At 66.5% G+C, this 25,062-nt stretch carries 23 protein-coding genes; 14 read left to right on the forward strand and 9 right to left on the reverse strand.

Features of this window, described 5'->3' with window-relative positions:
- Nucleotides 1–2 precede the first annotated feature (2 nt).
- Entirely contained in the window at nt 3–842 is an 840-nt protein-coding gene (locus RWO33_RS01500; RefSeq protein WP_314101326.1) for a PhzF family phenazine biosynthesis protein, read from the reverse strand.
- Between the two features lie 361 nt (nt 843–1,203).
- Here RWO33_RS01500 and RWO33_RS01505 point away from each other — a divergent pair, with 361 nt between their 5' ends.
- Nucleotides 1,204–2,748 (forward strand): MASE1 domain-containing protein, encoded by a 1,545-nt coding sequence (locus RWO33_RS01505; protein ID WP_314101327.1) that lies wholly within the window; start codon nt 1,204–1,206, stop codon nt 2,746–2,748.
- 8 nt (nt 2,749–2,756) lie between these two features.
- On the opposite strand, the gene RWO33_RS01510 is transcribed toward RWO33_RS01505, so the two are convergent.
- From RWO33_RS01510 to RWO33_RS01525, 4 genes are all read right to left on the reverse strand, one after another.
- On the reverse strand, nt 2,757–3,158 hold the full coding sequence (locus tag RWO33_RS01510) for a hypothetical protein (protein WP_314101330.1): 402 nt from the start codon (nt 3,156–3,158) through the stop codon (nt 2,757–2,759).
- Between the two features lie 210 nt (nt 3,159–3,368).
- On the reverse strand, nt 3,369–3,959 hold the full coding sequence (locus RWO33_RS01515) for a cysteine dioxygenase family protein (RefSeq protein ID WP_314101333.1): 591 nt from the start codon (nt 3,957–3,959) through the stop codon (nt 3,369–3,371).
- 148 nt (nt 3,960–4,107) lie between these two features.
- Entirely contained in the window at nt 4,108–5,718 is a 1,611-nt protein-coding gene (locus RWO33_RS01520) for a carboxylesterase/lipase family protein (RefSeq protein ID WP_314101335.1), read from the reverse strand.
- The gene (locus RWO33_RS01525) at nt 5,715–6,692 is read right to left on the reverse strand and encodes an alpha/beta hydrolase (RefSeq protein WP_314101373.1); all 978 of its coding nucleotides are present in this window, start codon (nt 6,690–6,692) and stop codon (nt 5,715–5,717) included. The genes RWO33_RS01520 and RWO33_RS01525 overlap by 4 nt, the downstream gene beginning before the upstream one ends.
- Before the next feature lie 166 nt (nt 6,693–6,858).
- Here RWO33_RS01525 and RWO33_RS01530 point away from each other — a divergent pair, with 166 nt between their 5' ends.
- From RWO33_RS01530 to RWO33_RS01570, 9 genes are all read left to right on the forward strand, one after another.
- Complete coding sequence (locus tag RWO33_RS01530; RefSeq protein ID WP_145480550.1) at nt 6,859–7,680, forward strand: 2-keto-4-pentenoate hydratase; 822 nt, start codon at nt 6,859–6,861, stop codon at nt 7,678–7,680.
- A 37-nt stretch (nt 7,681–7,717) separates the two neighbouring features.
- On the forward strand, nt 7,718–8,725 hold the full coding sequence (locus RWO33_RS01535) for a TRAP transporter substrate-binding protein (RefSeq protein WP_145480552.1): 1,008 nt from the start codon (nt 7,718–7,720) through the stop codon (nt 8,723–8,725).
- Between the two features lie 11 nt (nt 8,726–8,736).
- Complete coding sequence (locus tag RWO33_RS01540; protein ID WP_314101339.1) at nt 8,737–9,270, forward strand: TRAP transporter small permease; 534 nt, start codon at nt 8,737–8,739, stop codon at nt 9,268–9,270.
- 3 nt (nt 9,271–9,273) lie between these two features.
- Entirely contained in the window at nt 9,274–10,557 is a 1,284-nt protein-coding gene (locus RWO33_RS01545; protein ID WP_314101341.1) for a TRAP transporter large permease, read from the forward strand.
- A 55-nt stretch (nt 10,558–10,612) separates the two neighbouring features.
- Nucleotides 10,613–12,199, forward strand: coding sequence for a family 43 glycosylhydrolase (locus tag RWO33_RS01550; protein WP_314101343.1), 1,587 nt, complete (start codon nt 10,613–10,615; stop codon nt 12,197–12,199).
- A 41-nt stretch (nt 12,200–12,240) separates the two neighbouring features.
- The gene (locus tag RWO33_RS01555) at nt 12,241–13,299 is read left to right on the forward strand and encodes a LacI family DNA-binding transcriptional regulator (RefSeq protein ID WP_145480558.1); all 1,059 of its coding nucleotides are present in this window, start codon (nt 12,241–12,243) and stop codon (nt 13,297–13,299) included.
- A 219-nt stretch (nt 13,300–13,518) separates the two neighbouring features.
- Nucleotides 13,519–14,367 (forward strand): 5-dehydro-4-deoxy-D-glucuronate isomerase, encoded by an 849-nt coding sequence (gene kduI / locus RWO33_RS01560; protein ID WP_314101344.1) that lies wholly within the window; start codon nt 13,519–13,521, stop codon nt 14,365–14,367.
- 67 nt (nt 14,368–14,434) lie between these two features.
- On the forward strand, nt 14,435–15,190 hold the full coding sequence (gene kduD / locus RWO33_RS01565) for a 2-dehydro-3-deoxy-D-gluconate 5-dehydrogenase KduD (RefSeq protein ID WP_314101345.1): 756 nt from the start codon (nt 14,435–14,437) through the stop codon (nt 15,188–15,190).
- 157 nt (nt 15,191–15,347) lie between these two features.
- Nucleotides 15,348–16,454, forward strand: a complete 1,107-nt coding sequence (locus tag RWO33_RS01570) for a GDSL-type esterase/lipase family protein (RefSeq protein WP_314101348.1) — start codon at nt 15,348–15,350, stop codon at nt 16,452–16,454.
- 137 nt (nt 16,455–16,591) lie between these two features.
- On the opposite strand, the gene phhA is transcribed toward RWO33_RS01570, so the two are convergent.
- Complete coding sequence (phhA, locus tag RWO33_RS01575) at nt 16,592–17,488, reverse strand: phenylalanine 4-monooxygenase (protein WP_314101350.1); 897 nt, start codon at nt 17,486–17,488, stop codon at nt 16,592–16,594.
- Between the two features lie 127 nt (nt 17,489–17,615).
- Between phhA and RWO33_RS01580 the strand changes: the two genes are divergently transcribed.
- Nucleotides 17,616–18,098, forward strand: a complete 483-nt coding sequence (locus RWO33_RS01580; protein ID WP_145480567.1) for an Lrp/AsnC family transcriptional regulator — start codon at nt 17,616–17,618, stop codon at nt 18,096–18,098.
- Between the two features lie 236 nt (nt 18,099–18,334).
- Here RWO33_RS01580 and RWO33_RS01585 read toward each other — a convergent pair whose 3' ends face one another.
- Nucleotides 18,335–19,333, reverse strand: coding sequence for a patatin-like phospholipase family protein (locus tag RWO33_RS01585; RefSeq protein ID WP_314101352.1), 999 nt, complete (start codon nt 19,331–19,333; stop codon nt 18,335–18,337).
- A gap of 74 nt (nt 19,334–19,407) precedes the next feature.
- Nucleotides 19,408–19,824, reverse strand: a complete 417-nt coding sequence (locus RWO33_RS01590; protein WP_314101354.1) for a hypothetical protein — start codon at nt 19,822–19,824, stop codon at nt 19,408–19,410.
- A gap of 243 nt (nt 19,825–20,067) precedes the next feature.
- On the opposite strand from RWO33_RS01590, the gene RWO33_RS01595 reads away from it, so the two are divergent.
- Complete coding sequence (locus tag RWO33_RS01595; protein WP_314101357.1) at nt 20,068–22,335, forward strand: TonB-dependent receptor; 2,268 nt, start codon at nt 20,068–20,070, stop codon at nt 22,333–22,335.
- Nucleotides 22,336–22,687: 352 nt separating this feature from the next.
- Here the strand turns inward: RWO33_RS01595 and RWO33_RS01600 are convergent, their stop codons facing one another.
- Nucleotides 22,688–23,533: a phosphatase PAP2 family protein gene (locus RWO33_RS01600; protein ID WP_314101359.1), complete on the reverse strand. Its 846-nt coding sequence runs from the start codon at nt 23,531–23,533 to the stop codon at nt 22,688–22,690.
- 307 nt (nt 23,534–23,840) lie between these two features.
- Between RWO33_RS01600 and RWO33_RS01605 the strand changes: the two genes are divergently transcribed.
- Nucleotides 23,841–24,722 (forward strand): hypothetical protein, encoded by an 882-nt coding sequence (locus tag RWO33_RS01605; protein ID WP_314101361.1) that lies wholly within the window; start codon nt 23,841–23,843, stop codon nt 24,720–24,722.
- A 10-nt stretch (nt 24,723–24,732) separates the two neighbouring features.
- Nucleotides 24,733–25,062, forward strand: a 330-nt coding sequence (locus tag RWO33_RS01610; RefSeq protein ID WP_343229896.1) for a DUF4785 domain-containing protein, incomplete at its 3' end; no start/stop codon positions are given.

Genomic DNA, 25,062 nt, shown 5'->3' on the forward strand with positions numbered 1-25,062 from the left:
CACTAGATCCGCACCGACCCCTCGATACACGTCACACACGTCCCGCCAATCCACAGCGCATCCCCGTCCCGCTCCACCACCACCCGCCCGGCACGCCCCAGCACCGTGCCCTGGCTGATCACATACCTCGCCGGCGCTTCGCCGTCGCGCAGCAGCCAGCGCGCAATACCCGCATTGAGGCTCCCGGTCACCGGGTCCTCCGGTGCCGCCTCGCCGGCAATGAACGCACGCGTCTCGAACTGTGCATCCACCGCATCGCCCTCGCGGCATGCGGCGAACACACCGAGCATCAAGCCCTCCAGCGCCGCATAGTCCGGACGTACCGCCAGCACCGCCGCGCGGCTGCGCAGGCGCACCGCCAGCCACGGCGGCCCATTGTCCACCCATTGCGCGTCCAGCACGTCGTCCATCGCCACGCCAAGGCCGGCCAGCACGCGCGCGCGCAGGTCCGGCGCCAGCGCCCCGTCACGCCGCAGCGGCGGCGCATCGAAGGCCAGCCCGGTATCGCTGCGACGGATCCGCACCAGCCCGATCCCGCACTCCTGCACGATCTCCGCGCCCTTCGCCACGCCACCCCGGGCCAACCACGCATGGCAACTGCCCAGCGTGGGATGCCCGGCGAACGGCAGCTCGCCCAGCGTGGTGAAGATGCGCACCCGATAATCCGCACGCGGATCACGCGGCGCGGAAATGAACGTGGTCTCGCTCAGGTTGGTCCAGCGCGCAAACGCAGCCATGCGCGCCTCGTCCAGGTCTTCGGCATCGAGCACGACGGCCAGCGGATTGCCCAGCAACGGGTCGGTGCTGAAGACGTTGACCTGGAAAAAGGGGTGGGTGGGCACGAAGGCTCCTCGGACATGGACGGACACGCGGATAGCGTCAGGCAAATGTACCAACGTTCATTGGGCCAGCGGCGAGTCGAGGCGGTTAGCGACACAACCTGCCCGCGTAGCGCTTTAGGAATGCATGCAGATTGCCGTGCAACTGAACTGTGAGCTTCCACCTGACTGCGTGCTCGAACGCCAATCAGAACGTGCTGCCCGCTGTGGATCCGGAAACCCCAGCGGCGTCCTGGAGTCCGCACGGACACCGAAAGCGACGAGACGACGTTGCGATCATCCCAACGCATGGATACCGTCCGCGCCTTGACGATGGCGCGCCTCCACCTGGAGGCAGATGTAAACCGTGGCGGGAGGAAACCATATGGAGTGGTACAGGAGAGGGATTCAACTGAGCTTTCGGATTGAGCCAGCCGGCTTCGCGCTTGCTGCAGCCTACGCACTGCTGTGCTGGGCCGCGAGGCAGGTATCCATGGATCAGTTCTATCTGCCCGCGGGCATCCGGGTCGCCGCCCTGCTTCTGTTTCCGCCACGCATGTGGCCGTATCTGTTTCTGGGGGAATACGCCTACTTTGCGCACATGCGCGTGCCCATGATCGAGCGATACGGCGTGGCGTGGGTCATCCTATCGTCGGCATTCCTCATGCCTGCGGTCGCCCTGATCGTGCGCTGGCATCGGAGGATGATGGCGGCCCGCACCGATGCGTGGTTCATCTCTGCTGCGATCACATGTGCAGCGACGGCCACGCTCCTGAACCTTTGCTTCTCACATCTGTTCTGGCCGGTCCCACACCACAATGATTTCCTGACGGATGCCGCGAGAGGAGCCATGGGCCAGTTCGCGGGAATCCTGACCGTAGTGCCTGTAGCGCTGCTCTGGATCCGGCGATCATCAGGGTGGCAGTGGACCCGGCGTTACCGCATTGCGACCGTGTGCTGTGTGCTCGCGATAGGAGGCATCGGACTGTTCGCGCTCCAGGCACCTGCAGATGCATCCTTTTTCAAGACATCATTGCAGGTCTCCACCGCCATACCCGCGATCGCACTTACCTGCATGCACGGCTGGCGTGGCGCTGCGATCGGCGTACCACTGCTGAACCTGGCCATTGGCATGAGCAGCAAAGGCGGCGAGCCTTGGGCTTTCGACTCCTCGACGTTCGTGGCGCAGCAGACGCTGCTGGTGTCCGGGGTCGCCCTTCTTGCGCTTGGTTACAGCATCAGCCACTACTACGTGCAGTGCATCAGTGGACGGCAGAGAGAGCTTCTGTCCATGGCGCACGCCAGGGCATCCCATATCGGTAGCGAAATGAGCCTGCGCCAGCGGGTACTGGACATGCGCACCATGGGTGAAGGTATCGACCATTCACTCAGCGAGATCGCCTACTACCTCAGGGAGAACGGTCATGCCGATCTCTCCCGCTCCCTGTTGCAGGTTTCCGTGGCCAACTCGAGAAAGTTCCGCGAACAGACCAGCCTCGTCTATCCCACCTGCCTGGAGCACGTCGGCTTGTATCTGAGCGTACAGCTCAGTGGACTGGGCGAGGTCTGGACCCGTTCAAGGCGCGTGCTCTCCCCACGCATGGCGGGCGATCCCTGTGCGCTGAGCAATGGGCTGCAGCTCGCCGCGTACCGGCTGTTGGCAGACGCAGTCTCGCTTCTGCTGCAGCGGGAGAAGGGGCAGGTCCGGGTGCAGGCGCGATGTGGCCGCGTTGGAGAATCCACCGGGATCGTGCTGGTTGTCGCGTTGATCGATGTAGATCAACGGTTATCCGAAGCCACGATGGAAATGGTCATCGAGCAGTTGACCGGACGCACGCTCGCCTACGGCGGCACTGTGCAGTGCCGCCGCAACCGGATACGCATGCTCCTGTTGGATTCGAACAATGCCGCCCGGGCATGGGTGGCGTGACAGGGGGTTTATGGGATGAGCTCGACCGACCAGACCGACGAGACGTCGTCGACGTAATGCACCAAAGAAAAATCCCCGTCGACGTAAACCACGGTGGGAATCGCATCTTCGGAAATCTTCAGCCGCCACGACGGCAGCGATGTCCTGGCGGAAGGCTTGCCGGCCGGCAAGGCCCAGAACACGTCGTCGAGCCTGCCAATGACCGCGTGCACATTGTCGTTGCGGTCATTTACCTGCAGGTAGGTGATCCCGTCGCGATCGAACTGATACACCTTCCAGTTCTCGTCCAGGCTCAGGTTGCGGGTCGTTGGTGTCGGGTAGCCAAGCGCCTGCTGTTCATTGCCGTGCCAGTCCTGTTGGGCCTTGGCGAGCGTGGGCGCGGCGGTAAGCAGCAATGCGGTTGCGGCCATGGCGAATACTCGGTTTTGCATGCTGTGCTCCAGCATAGGTGACGGAAGAATCCCGCCCGATGCTAGATCGCAGCAGCCTCACCGGCACTGCACAAACTCCGATAGCGCTGCCCGGACATGGCGTAGAGCCACGCCCTGCGTGGCTGCGTCGAACGTTGACGTGGTGCAGCCACGCAGGGCGTGGCTCTACGGGTTGGGTGCTTGCGCCGCTCAGGCGGCGTCGGTTGCCATTTCCTTCAGGCGGCGTTCGTACCAGCCGTTGCCTTCGGGCTCGAAGATCGCGCTGTGGGTCATTTCGCCCTGGTAGACGTGTACCGAGATGGCCATCTGCGCGTCGCTGGCGTTGCGGAGGGTGTGGTACTCGTGCGGCGGGATCAGGCTGCCGGCACTGCCGCAGTCGCCGATGAGGGTGGCTTCCTGCTGGAAGCGGAAGCGGTCGCCTTCGCGTTCCAGCAGCCGGTACCGGGTGACTTCCAGTTGCCCCAACCACACGCCTTCCACGCACCACAGGCCGCTGTGGTCGTGCAGCGGGGTGCCCTGCCCCGGTGCCCAGCTCATGGCGATGATGCTGTAGCCATGCGCCGGGCTGCGGTACAGCTCGCGACGGGCGTAGTGGTCGCTGATGGGGCGATGGCAACAGGCGGGCAGCTGGATGCGGCTGTCGGCAATGGCCTCGCGCAGGGCCGCGCGCAGGGTTTCGGCGATCTGCTTCGGGTCGTCATGCTGCACCGCGTGATCCACCGCAGCGATCAGGCGATCGCGGCCGTGGAAGGGCGGAAAGGGAGTGCATTGATCGTGCATGCCCGCAGTCTAGGCGATACGGGTAAAAAAGATGTTTGATCCAGATCACGGCGGATCGCGACGTTTTGGCCGAAAAAGCTATCGAATTCCGTTCAGTGGTTGATGGTGGCTATCGGCTTGGGGTGCGTGGGACACGCATGGCGTGTCGCTACGCGGTGCCGCGCTGGACGAACGGGGCCTGTTGGTAGAGACGGCGCTCTCCACCGCGCGGGTCGTCCACCTGGCGCGACGGTACGTCGAATACGAGGGTCTGCCGACGTTCCAGGGTGTACTGCTCCCACTCCGGCAGGCCGGCGTGGTTCGGGTTGCCGGTGCGTGCGAAGGCCAGCAGCGCTTCGCTCATCACGTCTGCCATCTGCTGGGCGTCGGCACCCTCGCCGGTGCGCGAACCTGCGGCCCGCACGTTGTCGAATACCAGCGGGATGTCCAAGGTGTGGAATGCGCCCAGCTTGCCGCCGTCCAGCGGTGAACCCCAGTCAAGCTGGTAGGCCCAGGTGGGCGCGCCCTGCCTTGCCCGGGCTTCCAGTTCCTCCACCGCGCCACGCCAGGAGCGACCGGCGGTGGTGGCGGCGAAAAATACATCCGACGGGGTGTAGTGCGGATACAGGCGCCGAAATTCGGCGATCACCACCGAAGGAAGCAGGTCCACGAACTGTTCCTTCTCCAGCTTGGCCGGCAGCGTTTCCCAGCTCAGCGCGAAGTTTTCCGGGTCATTGCCGAGGAAGGCGCGGGTTTCGTCGTGGGTGTTGCCGATTACCATCGGAATGCCTGCCGACTGCGCCGGCGCCTGCGGCCAGAACGGATGCACCGGCAGGCTGTGGCCGTCCACCACCGGGCCGAAGTACAGGCTGGTGCTTTCCACCCGCGAGGGGTCGCGGGCCCGGGTGGCGGCCAACAACGCCTCGGTAGGCAGCGCCAGCAGCGCGTCGACGTCCTTTGCGCCTACCGCTTCCATTGCAATGCGCGCGCGTTGGGTGGCCGCGCGAGGTCCGGCTGCGGTGACCTGCTGGCCGCTCATGGTCCACGCGCGTTGGAACAGCCCGCGCGCGGCCGGCATGGCCATCAGCGTGGCGATCTTGGCGCCACCGCCGGACTGGCCGAACACGGTGATGTTGTCGGCATCGCCGCCGAATTCGCCGGCATGTTCACGCACCCACTGCAATGCCTGGACCAGGTCGAGCTGGCCGACGTTGCCGGAGTCCGCGAAACGCGCATCGGCAAGCTGCGCCAGGTACAGGTACCCGAACACATTGAGCCGATGGTTGACGGTGACCACCACCACATCGCCACGCCGGCACAACGCGCTGCCGTCGTACTGCGGGTCGCTGCCGGAGCCGTTGTTGTAGGCACCGCCGTGGATGTAGAACAGGATCGGCCGGGGCTTACCGTCGCGCAGCGCCGGTGTCCACACATTGAGGTACAGGCAGTCTTCGCTGCCCGGGCCGTCCTCCCTGCTGCCCTGCGGGGCGGCCGGTCCGAAGGCCAGCGCATCGCGCACTCCGCGCCACGGCAGTTCCGGCAGTGCCGGTTGGAAGCGCCGGGTCGCGGTGTCCGCGCCGTAGGGCACGCCCCGGAAGCTGTGCACGCCCGCCGCATAACGGCCGCGCAGGCGACCCCCGCGCACCTTGGCCAGCGAATCGGTCTGCGCGCCAGTGGGTGCTGCGGTGCCCAGCGCAGGCAGCGAACCGGCGGCCAGCAGCAGGGCGTAACGCGCGCTGTCGCGCAGGAAGCGGCGGCGCTGCAGGTCGGCCGGGCTCATGGTGCGGCCTCCCCAGCCTGCGCCTGCATCCAGCGCAATGCCAGGCCGGTCCATTGGGTGGTGGTCAATGCCTCGGGAATGCGCACGCCGAAGCCATGCCCGCCGTGGGCGAACAGATGCATTTCGCTGGGCACGCCCGCGGCGAGCAGCGCCTGGTAGTACAGCAGGCTGTTCTGCACCGGCACTACGCTGTCGTCCTGCGCATGGACCAGGAAGGTGGGCGGTGTCTTCGCGTTGACCTGGGTCTGCAGGGAGAACTGCGCCTCCAGTGCGGCGCTCGGCTGGGCGCCGAGCAGGCGGCTGCGCGAACCGCCGTGGGCATGCGCGCCCATGTCGATCACCGGATACAGCAGCAGCGCAAAATCCGGGCGCGCGCTGAGCCTGTCGGTGGCGTCGCCGTTGCCAGGCAGCACGGTGGCGAAACCGGTGCTCAGGCGCGCTGCAACGTGGCCACCGGCAGAAAAACCCATCACCCCGATCCGCTGCGGGTCCAGCTGCCACTGCGCCGCGCCGGCGCGGATCACGCGCAGGGCCCGCTGTGCGTCTGCCAGCGCGGCCTGGCGGTCGGCGCGGCCTTCGGGCAGGCGGTAGCGCAGCACGAACAGGGTGACCCCGCCCTGCTCCACGAAGGCCGGCACCAGCGCGGCGCCCTCCTTGTCCAGCACGATGCGCTGGTAGCCGCCGCCGGGAATCACCAGCAGCGCGCTGCCATTGGGCCGGGCCGGTCGATACGCCACCAGATAGGGTGCGCTCACGGTGTCGATGTACCGGTCCGGCAGCGCGACATCCGCGCTGCGTTCGATGACGCGGGGCACGCTGGGCCGGGCCGCCTCACCGGGCACCTTGCCCGCCGGCCACAGGTCGATCCGCGTGGGAGCGCCCGCTGCGGGTTCGGTCTCCGGCACCGGCCGCTCGGCGGCGTGGACGGCAGACATGGGGGTGGCGGCGAGCAGGCAGGCGGCCAGCAGGGGCATCAGTACGGCACAACGCATCCGGACAGGTCCTTCGGTAGGGAAACGACGGCGTGTCGGGGCCGGGCAGGTTCTGACGCGCTGCACATTGCCAATGACACCGGTTTACCATATACAGCTCATCCAAGCGCTGTCGATGGGCAGTGCAACAAATCAACGGGAGACCCGCTTGAGCAACGATCAGGGCAAACAGGATCTGCCAGAACAGGGATTGGGCGACATTGCCCATGCGTTCGTTTCGGCCCGCCAGCAGGGCCGGTCACTGCCGGATTTCCCGGGAAACATCCCGGATGATCTGGTCACCGCCTACCAGGTGCAGGACCAGGCCATCGCGCTGTGGGACGACCAGGTGGTGGGCTGGAAGGTGGGCTTCATTGCCGCCGAACGTCGCGACAGCTCCGGCGATGACCGCCTGCTGGGCCCGATCTTCTCGCAGCGGCTCTGGAATGCTACCGGTGGAACAGTGGACATCCCGGTCTTCGTCGGCGGCTTCGGCGCGGTCGAGGCCGAGTACGTGATCCAGCTGCTGGAGGACGCACCCGCCGACAAGCTGCACTGGACCCCGGAAGAAGCCGAAGCGCTGCCTGCCAAGCTGTTCATCGGCGTGGAAGTAGCCAGCAGCCCGCTGGCCACGATCAACAAGCTGGGCCCGCGCGTGGTGGTGTCGGACTTCGGCAACAACAACGGCCTGGTGCTGGGCCCGGAAATCCCGGGCTGGACCGCGCTGGACGATGCCGACCTGCGCGCCGAAACCCGCATCGAGGGCGAGGTGGTGGGCACCGGCGGCGCCACCCTGCTGCCGGGCGGCCTGCGCACCGCGTATGCCTTCGCCTTGGGGCGCTCCGCCCAGCGTGGGCGCCCGCTCAAGGCCGGCGACCTGATCGCCAGTGGCAATGCCACCGGTATCCATGACATTGCCGTAGGCCAACAGGCACTGATCCGTTTCGCCGGTTACGGCGACATTACCTGCAGGGCCATCGCCGCCGGATAACCGGGCGGCCATGGCGAGTACGCTTGGGAGGGCGCAGATGATTACTCGCAGAAGTTTCCTTGCCACCAGCGTGGGCGCGCTCAGCGTGCCCCTGTTGTCGGCCGGGTGTTCACGTTCCACCGGTGACGCGCCCGATGGCGCGCGCCTGCTGACCGCAACCGATGTGCATGTGGCCGACTACCCCACCGTGACCGCGGTGAAGTGGATCGGCCAGCAGCTGGAAGCGAAAACCGGCGGCCGCCTGCGGCTGCGCCAGTACCATTCGGGCCAGCTTGGCCGCGAATCGGAAGCGATCGACATGGCCCGCTTCGGGGTCATCGACATCACCCGCGTGTATTCCGGGGCGCTCAACAACGCCTTCCCGCTCACCCAGGCGCTGTGCCTGCCCTACGTGTTCGATTCGGTGGCGCACATGCGCCGCGCGCTCGACGGCGGCGTGGCTGATACCGTGCTGCGCGGCTTTGAAACCCGCGATCTGGTGGGGCTGGCGATCTACGATTCCGGCGCGCGCTGCTTCTACAACACCAAGCACCCGATCGTGGAACCGAAGGACCTGCACGGCCTGAAGCTGCGCGTGGCGTCCTCGGACATCTTCATCCAGCTGATGCGCCTGCTGGGCGCCAACCCGACCCCGATGTCGCTTGGCGACACCTTCTCGGGCATGGAAACGCACATGATCGACGGTGCGGAAAACAACATGCGCAGCTTCCACTCCAGCCGCCACTTCGAGGCCGCGCGCTACTGGTCTCAGAGCGACCATTCGTATGCACCTGACGTGCTGCTGATGTCGCGGCGAAGCTTTGAATCGCTCAGCCCGGAAGACCGCCAGCTGCTGCTGCAGACCGCGCGCGAATCGGTAGGGGTGATGCGCCAGCAGTGGGACGCCTCCGAAAGCACCGCCCGCCAGGCAGTGGCCGACTTCGGCATCCAGTTCAACGAGGTCGACATGCCGGCCTTCCGCAAGGCCGCCGACCCGCTGCTGCAGCAGTACCTGCAGCAGCCGGAGCTGGCTGCCCTCACCCGTCGCATCCGCGACTTCGCCTGAGGCCTGCCGCGATGTCCGACCCGACCTCCGAAACCGCCGTCGACCTGCGCACGCTGCCGCAACGCGCACTCGACCGCATCGCCGACGTCACCATTTACATTGCCGTACTTGCCCTGCTCGGACTGGTGGTGGTGCAGGGCTGGCAGGTGTTCGCCCGCTATGTCATCAACGACTCGCCCAGCTGGACCGAGCCGGTGACCCTGCTGCTGCTGGCTACCTGCATGAGCCTGGGCGCGGCCACCGGCGTGCACACCCGACGCCACTTTGGCTTCTTCCTGCTGGCCGCGCACATGGGCCCCGGCCTGCGTCGTGCCGTGGACGTGTTCGCCTCGTTCGTGGTGGCACTGCTTGGCGTGGTGATCGCCTGGTGGGCAGCGGTGCTGCTGCTGGACGGGCTGGACATCAAGACCGCCGGCGCCAACCTGCCGCAGAGCATCAATTACCTGCCGTTGAGCATTGGTGGTGCGCTGATGGCGGTGTTCGCCGTGAACCAGATGGTGCAGGCCGTGCAACCGGCCGTCGCTGAAGCAGAGGGAGACCGCTGAGTCATGGGTATTACGATTCTTTTCACTGTATTCGCGGTGCTGCTGCTGCTCGGCGTGCCGGTGGCCTACGCGCTGGCCGCGGCGGCGCTGGCCACCTTGTGGTACCTGGACCTGCCGACGCTGGTGCTGGTGCAGCAGATCTCCGCCGGTACCGGTTCGGCGTCGCTGATCGCCATTCCATTGTTCATCTTCGCCGGTGAAATCATGATGCGCGGCGGCATCTCCGAACGCCTCATCGCGCTGGCGTCGTCGCTGGTCGGGCGCATGCGCGGCGGCCTCGGCCAGGTGTCCATCCTGTCCTCGCTGTTCTTCGGCGGTGTGTCCGGTTCGGCGATCGCCGACGTGTCGGCGGTGGGCGGCACGATGATCCCGCAGATGGTCAAGCGCGGTTACGACCGCGACTTCGCGGTGAACGTGAGCATCACCGCGGCGCTGGTGGCGCTGCTGGTGCCGTCATCGCACAACCTGATCCTGTTCTCGGCCGCGGCCGGCGGTGGCCTGTCCATCGCCGATCTGTTCGCGGCGGGCATCGTGCCGGCGTTGTTGATGACGCTGGCGCTGATGGTCACCGGCTATGTGGTGGCGCGCCGCCGCGGGTACGGGGTGGAAGTGTTCCCGGGTTGGCGCGCGGTGCTGCTGCGCATGGTCTCCGCCCTGCCTGGCCTGGGCCTGGTGGCACTGATCTTCATCGGTATCCGCGCCGGCATCTTCACTGCCGTGGAAAGCGCGGCCATCGCGGTGGTCTATGCGCTGCTGGTAACCACGGTGCTGTACCGCCAGCTCAACTGGCGCGAGTTCCTCGGCACGGTGACCCATGCCGCGCGCAGTACCGGCGTGATCCTGTTCGTTATCGCCACCGCTGCGGTGTTCGGCTGGCTGCTGGCGTTCCTGCAGGTTCCCGCCGCGGCCGTCGACTTCCTGCAGTCGTTCGCGCACAGCCAGTTCATGGTGCTGCTGATGATCGTGGTGATGCTGCTGCTGCTGGGTACCTTCATGGACCTGGCACCGATGATCCTGATCTGCACGCCGATCTTCCTGCCGGTGGCCAAGGCCTACGGGATCGACCCGATCCACTTCGGCCTGGTGCTGGTGCTGACCGGCGGCCTCGGCCTGGTGACGCCGCCGGTGGGCTCGGTGCTGTTCATCGGCACCGCCATCGGCAAGATCAGCGTGGGCGAAAGCATGCGTTCGATCTGGCCGTTCTGGTTCGCCGCAGTGGGCGTGCTGCTGATCGTGACCTTCTTCCCGCAGCTCTCGCTGTGGCTGCCGGCGCTGCTGCGCGCCTGATCGCAGGGGCCCGCCGTGCTGCGGCGGGCCCGGTTCAACACATCGGAGATACCGCATGCGTTTGATGAGCACCCTGCTGGCCGGGCTGGCCACCGCCAGCCTGCTGTGGGCCGGCGCCGGACAGGCCGCCGACACCACCGCCCCCACCTGGAAGCGCGGCATCGAGAACCAGCGCCAGGCCGACCTGGGCAACGGCACCTTCCTCAACCCCGTGTTCGCCGGCGACCGCCCGGACCCGTCGGTGCTGAAGGACGGCGACGACTACTATCTCACCCTGTCCTCGTTCGACGCCTACCCCGGCCTTCCGATCTGGCATTCGCGCGACCTGGTGAACTGGCAGCCGCTGGGCCATGCAATCACCAAGAATGTCGGTGCGATCTGGGCGCCGGACATCGTCAAGCATGAAGGCCGCTACTACATCTATTTCCCGGCACGCACCGCCGAGGCGCGCAGCAACTTCGTGGTCTGGTCGGACAACATCCGCGGGCCTTGGAGCGAACCGATCGACATCGGGTTGGGCGGCTACATCGACCCTGGCCACGCGGTGGGCGAAGACGGCAAGCGCTACCTGTTCCTCAGCGGCGGTGCGTACGTGCAGCTGGCCGACGATGGCCTGAGCGTGGTGGGCAAGCCGAAGCACGTCTACGACGGCTGGAAGTACCCGGAAAGCTGGGACGTGGAGGCCTACGCGCAGGAAGGCCCGAAGATCAATTTCCACAACGGCTGGTACTACATGACCACCGCCGTGGGCGGCACCGCCGGTCCCCCGACCGGGCACATGGTGATCACCGCGCGCTCGCGCTCGATCCATGGGCCGTGGGTGAACGCGCCGAACAACCCGATCACCCGCACGAAGTCGGCCGCAGAGCCGTGGTGGTCGCGTGGCCACGCCACCGTGGTGGAAGGCACCGACGGGCGCTGGTGGATGATCTACCACGGTTACGAAAACGGCTACTGGACGCTGGGTCGGCAGGCGCTGCTGGAGCCGATCGAGTGGACCGACGATGGCTGGTTCTTGGCCAAGGGCGGGGATCTCGGCCAGCCGCTTGCCAAGCCCTCGGGGGAGTCAGTGGGCCAGCACGGCATGGCGCTGTCGGATGACTTCAAGGGCGAGCGGCTGGGCGCGCAGTGGTCGTTCTTCAACCCTGCCCAGGACGAGTACAAGCGCCTGGGCTTCAGCGCCAACGGGCTGACCGTGCAGGGCAAGGGCGACACCCCGCGCGACAGTTCGCCGCTGACCGCCATCGCCGGCGACCAGGCCTACCAGTTCGAGGTCGAAATGGACATCGAACCGGGCGCGGTGGGCGGTGCCCTGCTCTTCTACAGCGACAGGCTCTACGTGGGCGTGGGCAGCAACGGCGAGAAGTTCATCATGCACCGCTACGGCGAGGAGCGCCCCACCCGGCTGGACCGGAGTGCCAAAGGCGGCAAGCTGTGGCTGCGGGTGACCAACAACCGGCACATCGTGACCATCCATTCCAGCACCGATGGCAAAACCTGGCAGAAGTACCCGGTTCAGATGGAAGTCTCCGGCTACCATCACAATGTGGCCGGGAAGTTCCTCGCCCTGAAGCCGGCCCTTTACGCCGCCGGCGACGGCAAGGTCCACTTCCGCCAGTTCCGCTACCGCGCCCTCGACTGAGTGGCCCGGTAGACTCCTTCGACCTCTCTCGGTTTGAACACATGTCACTGCGCAGCAAGACCGACCCGGCAACGAACGGGTTGACCAAGGGCAAGGCCGCCACGATCAACGACATCGCGCGGCTGTCGGGGGTGTCCAAGAAAACGGTTTCGCGGATCATCAACAACTCGCCCCTGGTGCGCAAGGACACCCGCGAGAAGGTGGAAACGCTGATGCGCGAGGTCGGCTATACGCCCGACCCGCTGGCTCGCGGCCTGGCCTTCCGGCGCTCGTTCCTGATCGGCATGGTCTACGACAACCCCACCGCGCAGTACATCGTGGACATGCAGTACGGCGCGCTGGATGCGCTGCGCGGTTCCAGTTTCGAACTGGTGGTGCATCCCTGCGATTCGCGCAGCCCCGGCTACATCGAAGGCGTGCGCCGCTTCGTGCAGCAGCAGAAGCTGCACGCGGTGATCCTGGTACCACGCGCATCGGAAGACCAGGCGCTGGTGGACATGCTGGATGAGATCGGCTGCCGCTTCACCCGCATCGCCTCGGCGGCGCTGGATGAAACCTCGCAGATGGTGGTCACCCACGACCGCGACGGCGCTGCCGAAGCGGCCGACTACCTGCTGTCGCTGGGCCACCGCGATATCGCGCTGGTGACCGGCCCCAGTGCCTACCGCTCGGCGCACGACCGCACCGCCGGTTTCCTCGCCGCGCTGGCGCAACGCGGCATCGAACTGCCGCCGGGCCGCATCATCGAGGCCGGCTACACCTTCGAATCCGGCGTGGCGGCGGCCGAGAAGCTGCTGCTGGGCAAGCAGCGCCCGACCGCCATCTTCACCGGTAACGACGAAATGGCTGCCGGTATCTACAAGGTGGCACTGCGCACGGGCATCAGCATTCCGCGCCAGCTGTCCATCATCGGCTACGACGACAGCCCGCTGGCCTCGCGCCTGTGGCCGTCGCTGACCTCGGTGCGCCGACATACCCGCGACACCGGGCGCACCGCCGCGGCCATGCTGATCCAGCCCGAAGGCCAGGCCGCCCTGCAGATGGCCAGTGTGCGCCCGCACCTGATCGTCCGCGATTCGTGCCAGCCGCCGGAGGACTGACGGGACCGTGCGGGTCACGACCAACGGTCGTGACCTACCGGCAAGACAGCCCACCCGTCCGTACCACGATGTGGTTCCCCACCCGGTAGGTCACGACCGTTGGTCGTGACGCCCCAACCCTGCCGCGATGCAAAATGACACCGGTTTCCACCTCCGGCTAGAATGGACGGAAATCGCGCCGGGGCCGCCCCTGCGGCCCACCCCTGCTCTGGAGACGCCATGTACTGCAAGACCCACTACGCCACGCATCCCGACGCCATCAAGGGCGCCAGCAACGACGACCTGCGCGAGCTTTACCTGCTCGACGGCCTGTTCAATGCCGACACGGTGACCCTGAAGTACACCCACTACGAGCGCTTCGTGCTCGGCGGTGCGGCGCCGGTGAAGGGCCCGGTGGCCCTGCCGAAGCAGACCGAACCGGCGTCGGCCGCCGGCCATGCGTTCCTGGAACGCCGCGAGCTCGGCATCATCAATGTCGGCGCCGGCAGCGGCACCGTCACCGTCGACGGCACCGTGTTCACGCTGGGCCCGAAGGACGGCCTGTACGTGGCCATGGGCAGCGAAGACGTGGTGTTCGCCTCCGACGACGCGGCCAACCCGGCGCAGTTCTACCTGGCCTCGACCCCGGCGCACGCGCGCTTCGAGACCAAGCAGCTGTCGATCAAGGACGCGGTGGCACTGGAGCGCGGCGCGCTGGAAACCAGCAACGAGCGCACCATCTACCAGTACATCGTGCCGGCCACCTGCCAGTCCTCGCAGCTGCTGCTGGGCCTCACCGTGCTCAAGCCGGGCAGCGTGTGGAACACCATGCCGCCGCACCTGCACGACCGTCGCAGCGAGGTGTATTTCTACTTCGACCTGGGCCAGAACGACCGCGTGTACCACTTCATGGGCGAGCCGGACGCGCAGCGCCACATCGTGATCCAGAACAACGAAGCGGTGGTGTCGCCGCCTTGGTCGATCCACATGGGTGCCGGCACCAGCAACTACGCCTTCATCTGGGCGATGGGCGGCGAGAACCTGGATTACACCGACATGCACGTGCTGGACATCTGCCAGCTCAAGTGACCTACACCGCGCCGCCGGCCACGGGCTGGCGGCGCGCGTCCCGCATTGGATAAGGACCGTAACCGCAATGGCTAATCCGTTCAGTCTGGAAGGCAAGATCGCCCTCGTCACCGGTGGCAATACCGGCCTGGGGCAGGGCATCGCCGTGGCGCTGGCAGCGGCCGGCGCCGACGTCGCCGTGGCCGGCATCGCGCCGCCCACCGAGACCATCGCCAGGATCACCGCGCTGGGTCGCCGCTGCCTGGCAGTGGAAGCGAACCTGATCAGCATCGAACCGGTCGAGCGCGTCATCCGCGAAACCGTCGAAGGCCTGGGTGGCCTGGATATCCTGGTCAACAACGCCGGCCTGATCCGTCGCGCCGATGCAGTGGACTTCAGCGAGCAGGACTGGGACGACGTGATGAACGTCAACATCAAGTCCGCATTCTTCATCTCGCAGGCTGCCGGGCGTCACTTCATCGCGCAGGGCCGCGGCAAGATCATCAACATCGCCTCGATGCTGTCCTTCCAGGGCGGGATCCGGGTGCCGTCGTATACCGCCAGCAAGAGCGGCATCGCCGGCATCACGCGCCTGCTCGCCAACGAGTGGGCCAACAAGGGCATCAACGTCAACGCGATCGCCCCCGGCTACATGGCGACCGACAACACCGCCGCACTGCGCGCCGACCAGGACCGCAACAAGTCCATCCTCGACCGCATTCCGGCGGGTCGTTGGGGCACCCCGGAGGACCTGGCCGGTACGGCGGTGTTCCTGGCGTCCAGCGCTTCGGATTACGTCAATGGTTCGGTGATTCCCGTGGATGGGGGTTGGCTGGCACGGTGATTTAGCTGTATCGACCAACGGTCGATACCTACCGGGATCAGATCGTCGGCCGCGAACCTGCGGCGCAAGACCGGTAGGTACCGACCGTTGGTCGGTACCCCCGCCAAACGTCCTGACGGTAGCGCCGGCCGTTGGCCGGCCCTCCTGGAGCCCGAACATGCACCGCTTCCTGCTCCCGATGCTTTTTTTGTTCGCGGCGGTCACCACACACGCGGCGCCGCAGCGGGTTTTCATCGCCGGTGATTCCACTGCCGCCGAATATGGCCCGGAACGTGCCCCGCAGGCCGGTTGGGGACAGGCGTTGCAGAGCTACCTCGACCCAGCGTCGTGGGAGGTCCGCAACCACGCCAAGGGTGGCCGCAGCGCGCGCAGCTTCATCGAGGAAAAACGCCTCGATGCGATCGCGGCCGAGATCCAGCCTGGCGATGTGCTGCTGATCCAGTTCGGCCACAACGACGCCAAGTTCGAAGATCCCACCCGTTACAACGATCCGGTCACTGCCTACCCGCAATACCTGATGCGCTACGTGCAGCTGGCCCGCGACAAGCGCGCCACGCCGGTGCTCATCACTCCGGTGGCGCGGTTGCTGTACGACTTCGGTTCGCTGCTCGACACGCATGGGTTGTACACCCAGACCGTAAAGCAGCTGGCCGAGCGCGAGCAGGTGGCGCTGATCGACCTCAATGCCAGCTCCACGCGCTGGATCCGCGCGCTGGGCGAGCAGGGCGCCAAGCCGTACTTCCTGTTCGTGCCCGAACAGAACAAGGCCGATGGCACCCACTTCAGCCTGGCCGGCGCCACTGCCGTGGCCTGCCTGGTGATGCGCGACTGGGTGGCGCTGAAGCCGGACCTCAAGCCCGCGTTGAAGCGGGATATCGATTGCGACGTGAGCCGATCCGCAGGGCAGGGCGCTGATCCGGCCAAGCCGTCGCGGGTGGTGCACGAACGCGATATCGCCATCACCCAGCCCGGTCCGCATGGCGGTGCCGGCCCGACCACGGCGTATCCGTTCTTCGCCGACGACAAGGACCTGCCGTTCGTGCTGCGCAAGCGGGTGCTGCACAAGGGCGCGGGCATCGGCCTGCACCCGCAGCACAAGGACGAGATCTATTACATCGTCAGCGGGCAGGGCAGCTACGTGCTGGATGGGAAGCAGTACGACGTGGCGGCCGGCGACGCGCTGCTGACCCGGGTGGGCAGCCTGCACGCGCTGCAGCAGCGCGGGGAGCAGGACCTGGTCGTGCTGCTGGCGTATCCGCGCTGAAGGCGCAGCTGGGCAGGGCCCGGCCGTTTCGCTGCTGACGGCTCCCCGGCGATCATGCTGCCGCACGACCAACGGTCGTGCGCTACCGCCGCCGCGCCCCGCGGTAGGTCACGACCGTTGGTCGTGACGCTTCTACCTCACACGTCGCCGCCTTCCGCCCAGCCTTCGCCGGTGCCCTTCTGGAACACCCGGTCACCCTCCTGCACGTCACCGGCAGGCAGGTGATCCTGCGCTTCCAGCGCGGCGTAGATCGGGGTGAAGTCCGGCGCGGTCGCTTCCATCAGCTGCTCGTAGCTGTCGATGACGAAGTAGGTCTTCTGGAACGTATCGATGCGGTACTTCGTGCGCATGATCCGCTCCAGGTCGAACCCGATCCGGTTCGGCGCGGCCGATTCCAGCGAGTACAGCGATTCCCCCTTCGACGACACGATCCCCGCGCCGTAGATGCGCAGCCCTTCGGGCGTGTTGATCAGGCCGAATTCCACCGTGTACCAGTACAGGCGGGTGAGGTGCTGCAGCGCTTCAGGGCCAATCGCGTGCGCTTTCACGCCGCCGCGGCCGTAGGCGGCCATGTAATCGGCGAACACCGGGTTCATCAGCAGCGGCACGTGCCCGAACAGGTCGTGGAACATGTCCGGTTCGGCGATGTAGTCGATCTGGTCCGGACGGCGGATCCACCAGGTCACCGGGAAGCGGCGGTTGGCCAGGTGGTCGAAGAAATCCAGTTCCGGCAGCAGGCCTTCCACGCCCACCAAGGTCCAGCCGGTGGCGGCGCCCAGCACTTCGTTGAGCTGGTCGAAGCGCGGAATCATATGCGCGTTCATGCCCATCTCGTCCTGCGCCTGCAGGAACTCCCTGCTGGCGCGGCCGTCCAGCAGCTCGCGCTGGCGCTGATACAGGGTGCTCCAGGTGGCGTGATCGTCAGCGGTGTAGCTGTCCCACGGCTGCTCCACCACGGCGGTGGTGTAGACCGGCACGTAGCCCTTGTCGGTCTGCTGGTGTTCGACGCGGCGGGGGGCGGTGGCGGTTTCCATCGAGGCAGGCTCCTGGGAGGTCATCCATAAAGGGTAGAGCAGGGCGCGCGCAAGAGGATTGCAAAGTTGCGTGGATATGCCGTCTTGGCGCAATATCATTGCGTCCATTCAATGTTGCGGAGCAGCAATGTCCGGAGATGCCCCGTTCGACCGCACGGACCTGCGTCTGTTGGCGGAAATCCAGCAGCACGGGCGCGCCACCAACGCTGAGTTGGCGGCGCGGGTGAACCTGTCCCCGTCGGCCTGCCTGCGCCGGGTGCAGCGGCTGGAGAGCGAAGGGGTGATCGCCGGCTACGGCGCGCGGCTGGAACCGCGCCGCATTGGCCTGGGCCTGCAGGCGTTCGTGCGCGTACAGCTGGAGAAGCACGACCAGCACGCCATCGGTGTGTTCGCCGACAACGTGGTGGAGTGGGATGAAGTGGTGGCCTGCCATGCGCTGACCGGCGACATGGATTACCTGCTGCATATCTACGTGCGTGACCTGGAGCATTTCTCCAGCTTCCTGCTGGACAAGCTGCTCAATGCGGCCGGAGTGGCGGATGTGAATTCCAGCTTCGTGCTGCGCACGGTGAAGGACTTCAGGGCGCTGCCGTTGTCGCAGCTGGAATGACGCCACGCGTCATTCCAACGGTAGGGCCGACTGTCAGTCGGCTGCCCTTCGCGCAGACTCCGCTGCCCGTGCGAAGAGCAGCCGACTAACAGTCGGCTCTACCGCGCAGACTCCGCTGCCCGTGCGAAGAGCAGCCGACTAACAGTCGGCTCTACCGCGCAGATTCCGCCGCCCGTGCGGAGAGCAGCCGACTGACAGTCGGCTCTACCGCGGGCGGCGTCCAGAGATGACGCGGTTTACCCCTCGCACTTTTCCTTGCGGCCCATCAGCTTGCCCACGCGCGAAGGTGCTTCGCACTTCGGCTTGGCCGGCGGCGGCGCCACTGCGGCCGCACGCGCCTTCTGCATCTGCTGGATCTTCGCCCGGATCTGCGGCATTGCCGCCATCGCGGCCTTCTCGCCCTCCAGGATCGCGTAACCGCGCTGGCTGAAATCGGCTGCGCCGATGTCCAGCACCTTGGGCCGGATGATGATGTCGGCGCGCGCCAGTTCTTGCTCGCCCAGGCGCTGGCCCATGATCGAGATCGACTGGTTGACGATGCCCAGCATGCCGGTCGGCGACTTGCCGCTGGCCTTGCTGGAGATATCCACGGCGATGACGAAATCCGCGCCCAGCTGGCGCGCGGCGTCCACCGGCACCGGGCTGACCACGCCGCCATCCACGAACAGGTTGCTGCCGATCTTCACCGGCTCGAACACGCCCGGGATGCTGCTGGACGCGCGCACGGCCTGGCCCACGTTGCCGCGCACGAACACGGCGCGGTCGCCGGTATCGAGGTTGGTGGCCACGGCGGCGAACGGCTTCTTGAGCTTCTCCGCCGGGCGGTTGTTGACCTGCGCGTTGACGTAGTCCTGCAGCTTCTGGCCCTGCACCAACCCGCCGGAGAAGAGGCGCACGTCGCGGATGCTGGTTTCATCCAGCGCCACGGCCTTGGTCTGCATCTGGAAGGCATCCATGCCGCTGGCGTACAGCGCGCCGACCACGCTGCCGGCGCTGGTGCCGGACACCACGACCGGTTCGAAGCCATTGGCTTCCAGCATCTTGATCACGCCGATATGCGCGAAGCCCTTGGCCGCACCGCCGCCCAGGGCGATGCCGATCTTCACCGGCTTGGCCGGCACCACCGTGGTGGCCACCGGCGGCGGGGTCGGGCGAACGGCTTCACCGCCGCAGCCAGCCAGCAGGCCGAGCAGGGCAACGGACAGCGTAAGACGGGTGCGGCGGAAGGCGGTCATGGGCGTGGCGAAATGTGAATGGGCGATAGCATACCGGTAGTACCGGCCCATGGCCGGCCGTGCGCACTGCGTGGTCATGCAGGGTTGCCCGTCGGTCGCCGCGCCTGGCGGAGGTGCCAGACACACAGGTAGAGCGCCAGAAGAACGCCGGGCAGGACAAACAGCGCCGCAATGAAGTGGGTTCCCACCAGTATCGGTAGTGTCACCGCGGTGCCTCCCAACGGCCATGCCCAGTGCACCGGTCGGTCCTGGATCCACGCGAGGCTCATCCAGGCCAGGGCGAGCCAGGACAACGTGCTGAGCAGGATGAGCAGCATCATCCCCAGTTCCGGCAGGTCCAAGGGAGCCAGCCATTCGCCCGAAAGCAGACCCACCAGCGCGACCGACCCAAAGACCACCACGTGGTAAAGCAAGCCCGGGAGACAAAGAACCCAGGCCATCACCGTCATCCAGACCCGCCACCCGCTTACGGACACGGCGTCATCGTCCATGGGTTTCTCTCTGATGTCCCCTGACAGCATTGGACCATCCGCGTGGCGCCAGCAGGCTTTGGCTGAAGATGTTCATCGTGCCATATCGGGCGAGATCCACGACGCGATTCCCGGGGCCATGCCTTCACATCTCGGGGCGCGGATCTTGGTAATGAAGGATCCGTATTTGCGACGCTGTTGTTGTACTGCAACAATTGTCTGGTAGCGCCGGTCCACCACCCCTCCCAACACAGCCTAATCGCCATGTTCCCGAACCGCACTGCCCACGGCCGTCTTCCGTCCGTGCACCCCCTCGTTGTCGCTCTTGCCGCCCTGCTGCCATTGACGGCCGCAGCCCAGGACGCTCCCGCCACCAAGGATCCGGTCGCACTCGACACCCTGCAGGTCACCGCCCAGCGCCGTGTCGAAAACGCCAAGGACGTGCCGGTGTCGATCTCGGCCATCCAGGGCGAAAAGCTCGACGTGCTCGGTTCGGCCGGCGACGACATCCGCTTCCTGTCGGCGCGCGTGCCCAGCCTGAACATCGAATCGTCCTACGGTCGTGCCTTCCCGCGCTTCTACATCCGCGGCCTGGGCAATACCGACTTCGATCTCAATGCCTCGCAGCCGGTGTCGCTGGTGTATGACGACGTGGTGCAGGAAAGCCCGCTGCTGAAGGGCTTCCCGCTGTTCGACCTGGCCGGCGTGGAAGTGCTGCGCGGCCCGCAGGGCACCCTGTTCGGGCGCAATACCCCGGCCGGCGTGGTCAAGTTCGATTCGGCCCGTCCCTCGCAGGACGCCGATGGCTACGTGAAGGTGTCCTATGGCACCTACGACACCTGGAACACCCAGGCCGCCTACGGGGGTCCTCTGACCGACCGCTGGTCCGCACGTGTGTCGGGCCTGTACCAGCGCCGCGACAACTACGTCGACAACACCCGCGCCAATGCACCGGCCGAAGGCTTCGAGGGCTATGACGAGTTCGCCGGCCGCGTGCAGTTCCTGTACGAAGGCGACGATTTCGAAGCGCTGCTCAACCTGCACAAGCGCAAGCTCAACGGCACCGCGCGCCTGTTCCGCGCCAACATCATCCAGCCGGGCAGCAATGCGCTGGTGGAAAACTTCGACCGCGACAAGGTCTCCAACGACGGCGTGAACTTCTCCGAGCTGGAAACCTGGGGCAGCAGCGCGCGCCTGCAGTGGAACCTCGGCCGGGTGACCCTGCACTCGATCACCGGCTATGAAACCGCCGAGTCGCTCAACCATGGCGATATCGACGGCGGCTACGGCGCCAGCTTCCTGGGCGCGGGCAACTACGGCCCGGGCTTCATTCCGTTCCCATCCGAATCGGCCGACGGCCTGCCGCACCACCGCCAGTGGACCCAGGAATTCCGCGTGGAATCCAACGAGTGGGGTCGCTTCGATTGGCAGGCCGGCGTGTTCTACTTCGATGAAGACGTCACCATCGACAGCTTCAACTACGACTCGCTGACCCCGGGCAACCCGCAGACCGGCCACGCCGTGCAGAGCCAGCGCAACAAGGCGTGGGCGGTCTTCGCGTCCGGCGACTTCGACGTGACCGACAAGTTCAAGCTGCGCGGTGGCGTGCGTTACACGCAGGACGAGAAGGACTTCACCGCCAGCGTGCTGCAGGCGGTTCCGGGCGGCACGCCGGTGAGCGGTCCGTACGTCGCCAACACCGATGTCGACGATGTCAGCTGGGACCTGAGCGGTGTCTACCAGATCACCGACAACATCAACACCTACGCCCGCGTGGCCAAGGGCTTCCGCGCGCCGTCCATCCAGGGCCGCCTGGCCTTCGGTGGCGTGTCGCAGGCCGATTCGGAAAAGGTGATTTCGTATGAGGTGGGCGTCAAGGCCGACCTGTTCGACCGTCGCGCGCGCCTGGGCTTCAACATCTTCCGCTACAACGTCGACGGCCAGCAGCTGATCGCGGTGGGCGGCAGCAACAACACTGCCACCCTGCTCAATGCCGACAAGACCATCGGCCAGGGCGCCGAGCTGGACTTCGAGGCTTACCTCACCGACCACGTCCTGCTCACCCTGGGCAGCAGCTACAACGACACCGAGATCAAGGACCGCGACCTGGCGGTGGCGATCTGCGGTGGCGGCTGCACCATCACCGATCCGACCACGGTGATCAACGGCGGCACCTACGCGCTGGTCAATGGCAATCCGCTGCCGCAGGCACCGAAGTGGATCCACAACCTGACCCTGCGTGCCGGTTTCCCGGTCACCGATGCCAGCGAGCTGTACGTGTACACCGACTGGGCCTACCGCAGCGCGGTGAACTTCTTCCTGTACGAGTCGCCGGAGTTCCGCAGCCGCTCGTCGCTGGAAGGCGGCCTGCGCCTGGGCTACAACTGGGACTACGGCCAGTACGACGTCGCCGTGTTCGGTCGCAACCTGACCAACCAGACCCGCGTGGTGGGTGCGATCGACTTCAACAACCTGACCGGCTTCCTCAACGAGCCGCGCACCTTCGGCGTGGAGTTCACCGCGAAGTTCTGATGATGCGGTTGATGGGATGAAAGGGAAACGGCGCGGAGAAATCCGCGCCGTTTTTCATTCCATTTCGACGTGTTGCCTGCGCGGTAGGGTCGGTTCCCAAACGACCGCCGATAACGGTGCAACGCCCGGTAACGCATGACCTGAAACGCAGAAAGGCACTCCGTTCCGACGTCCTGTACACCTGAAGGACGTCTTCGGACGGATGTAAGCGTCGGTAAGTCCACCCACGCCGCGTTGATATGGGTTCGGATACGTGAGCCGCGCGTTGCGCGGTTGCCACGCATGGCGTGGCACTACGGATTGCTGGCGAACGGGATAAGACCCGGATACATCATTACCGGGTTACCCAACATCACAACGCGCTGGCAGGTCGGATCTTCAGCACCGTCTCTTCCGCCGCGCAGTCACGGCCGACACTCGCCCCCGCCTTTCTCGCCGTCGCGATCTCCTTCCGCGCCGCCAGCAGGTCGCGGTTGAACTCGGCGTTGTCGTGCAGGCGTGCCACCGCGGCCGCGCCCATGAAGCGGCCTTCGAGGATGTCGCTCTGCCAGTGCACGTTGCACACCAGGCGGCTTTCGCCGTAATTGCGGCCGCGCGCCTGGATGGCATCGGCACGCTCGGGCACGATCTCCGACAGGATCAGGGCCCAGGCCCAGCCGATCGAGGTGTGCCCGGACGGGAACGAACCATTCTTCCGCAGCCCGTCCTCATCCTCCGGCGTGCAGGTCGGCTCGCCGTTGACCATGAACGGGCGAGGGCGCTGGTAGTGGTGCTTGGCGGCGCGGGTGGCGGCGCTGGCATCAATGCGGCTGCGCTCGAGCAGGCGGTACAGCGCCGGGGTCTTTCGTGCATCCACGTCCAGCCCGATCGCGCAGGCGAACTGGTTCGCGCCCTCCGGGAACCCGAGTTCGGCATCGCGGTGCGCCTGCGCGAAGCGAGGGCTGTCGCGCAGGGCGCGCGCCTCGCGGCTGACCTGTTCGTCCAGCGCGAATCCTGCCGAGCCGGCCGCTGGCGGTGCCGGCACCAGCGCCAGGCTGCCGGGGACCGCGTCGGCCGCCAGGTAGCCCACCGCCTTGGTCACCACCGAGGCCTCCACCGGCGTCGTCGGCGCGGCCACGCTGGTACAGCCGACAAGGGCCGCCAGCACGGCGGTGGCCAGCAGGGGGCGCAGGAAGGAGGCGGAAGCGGCAGCGTGCATCGGTGAATCCCAGGAATGTGACGCCCGCATGATCGCAGCTTCGCGGTCGCCTGCCAGCGGCCGCAGGTCATGCCGCCAGACCCGGCATGGCGCACTGCGGCGCACCGGTGGGATTGGTTTCAAATGCCACGAACCCGGTACTGGGTCACGGACTGCAAGCGTCAGCCGGCATAGCTTCTGCATCGGCGCTACCCGCCGTCATCCGGATATGGATAGGCCGAGTCGATGGCGGAGCAGTGCCAACGCCCAGGGGATCACCCGGCAGCGCGGAGCGTGGCCCCGCTACCTGCCTGAACGGAGACGCAGAATGCAGAGCAATGCAGTAGGGAAGGCCATCGGTCTGGCCCTGGGAGTGATGCTGGCCAGTGGCGGCGCACAGGCGGCCGACGTGGTCGGCGTGGCCTTCGTGCACGGTACCGGCAAGCAGACCGATGCCCGCGCCGAGTACTGGCAGCCGGGCATCATCGACACGGTGCGCCAAGGGCTGCCCAACAGCGCCAATTACACCGTGGTCAACTGCGATTTCGAACAGTACATGTGGAAGCCGGAAGCAGCTGGTTGCCTGGCCGGCCAGCTGACCACCTTCATCAACAGCAAGGGCATCACCCGGCTGGTGGTGATCACCCATTCCAACGGCGGCAACGTGGTGCGCTGGATCCTGTCCAACCCCACCTACGACAGCCGCTACCCGAAGCTGATCCAGACCATCAGCAAGGTCACCGCGCTGGCGCCCTCGTCGGCCGGGACGCCGCTGGCCGACGCAGTGCTCAACGGCAACGTGTTCGAAGCCTCGGTGGGCTGGCTGCTGGGTTACCAGAACGACGCCGTGCGCATGCAGCAGGTGGGCTGGATGGCCACCTACAACGCGCAGAACCTCTACGGCACGGCGGGGCGCCCGGCGCTGCCCAAGCCGTTCCGCGCGGTGGTCGGCTCGGACGTGGAGTCGGCGGTATGGGACAGCAACAGCTACTGCGGCGGTTACGCGCAGAACGTGGGGCTGGAACTCACCCAGAACTGGCTCGACAGCTGTTCCGACGGCTTCCTCGAATGCAGCAGCCAGAAGGCCGCCGGCACGCTGCTGTTCACCGACAAGGCGCGTACCAAGGGCGCCGAACCGCTCAGCCACAACCAGAGCCGGCGCGACTGCTTCGGCCTGGGCGCGATCCTGCGCAACGACCTGACCCTCTGAGGAGCACCCCATGACGTCTCGATTGATGCTTGCCATGGCCGTGGCCTCGGCGCTGTTCGCGCTGCCGCTGCAGGCCGCACAACCCCTGCAGGCGGCGCGCGGCACCGACCAGGTCGCCCCGCGCGTGGAACGCGCGCCGATGCCCGATACCACCGTTGAACGCGCCCCGGTGCGCTTTGCCTGGGCGCTGGACCCGGAGCAGGCGCTGGAGGCGCCGGCACCCCAGGCCGCGCTCAGCCGCAGCTACTGGGACACCGTGGATGCGGCCACCCTGCAACGTGGCCTGGAGCTGCCGCTGACCGCCCCCGACGCGGTGATCCAGGTCAGCCCGGTGCAGGGC

It is taken from the genome of uncultured Stenotrophomonas sp. (assembly GCF_963519925.1).
Classification (GTDB): Bacteria; Pseudomonadota; Gammaproteobacteria; order Xanthomonadales; family Xanthomonadaceae; genus Stenotrophomonas; species Stenotrophomonas maltophilia_AE.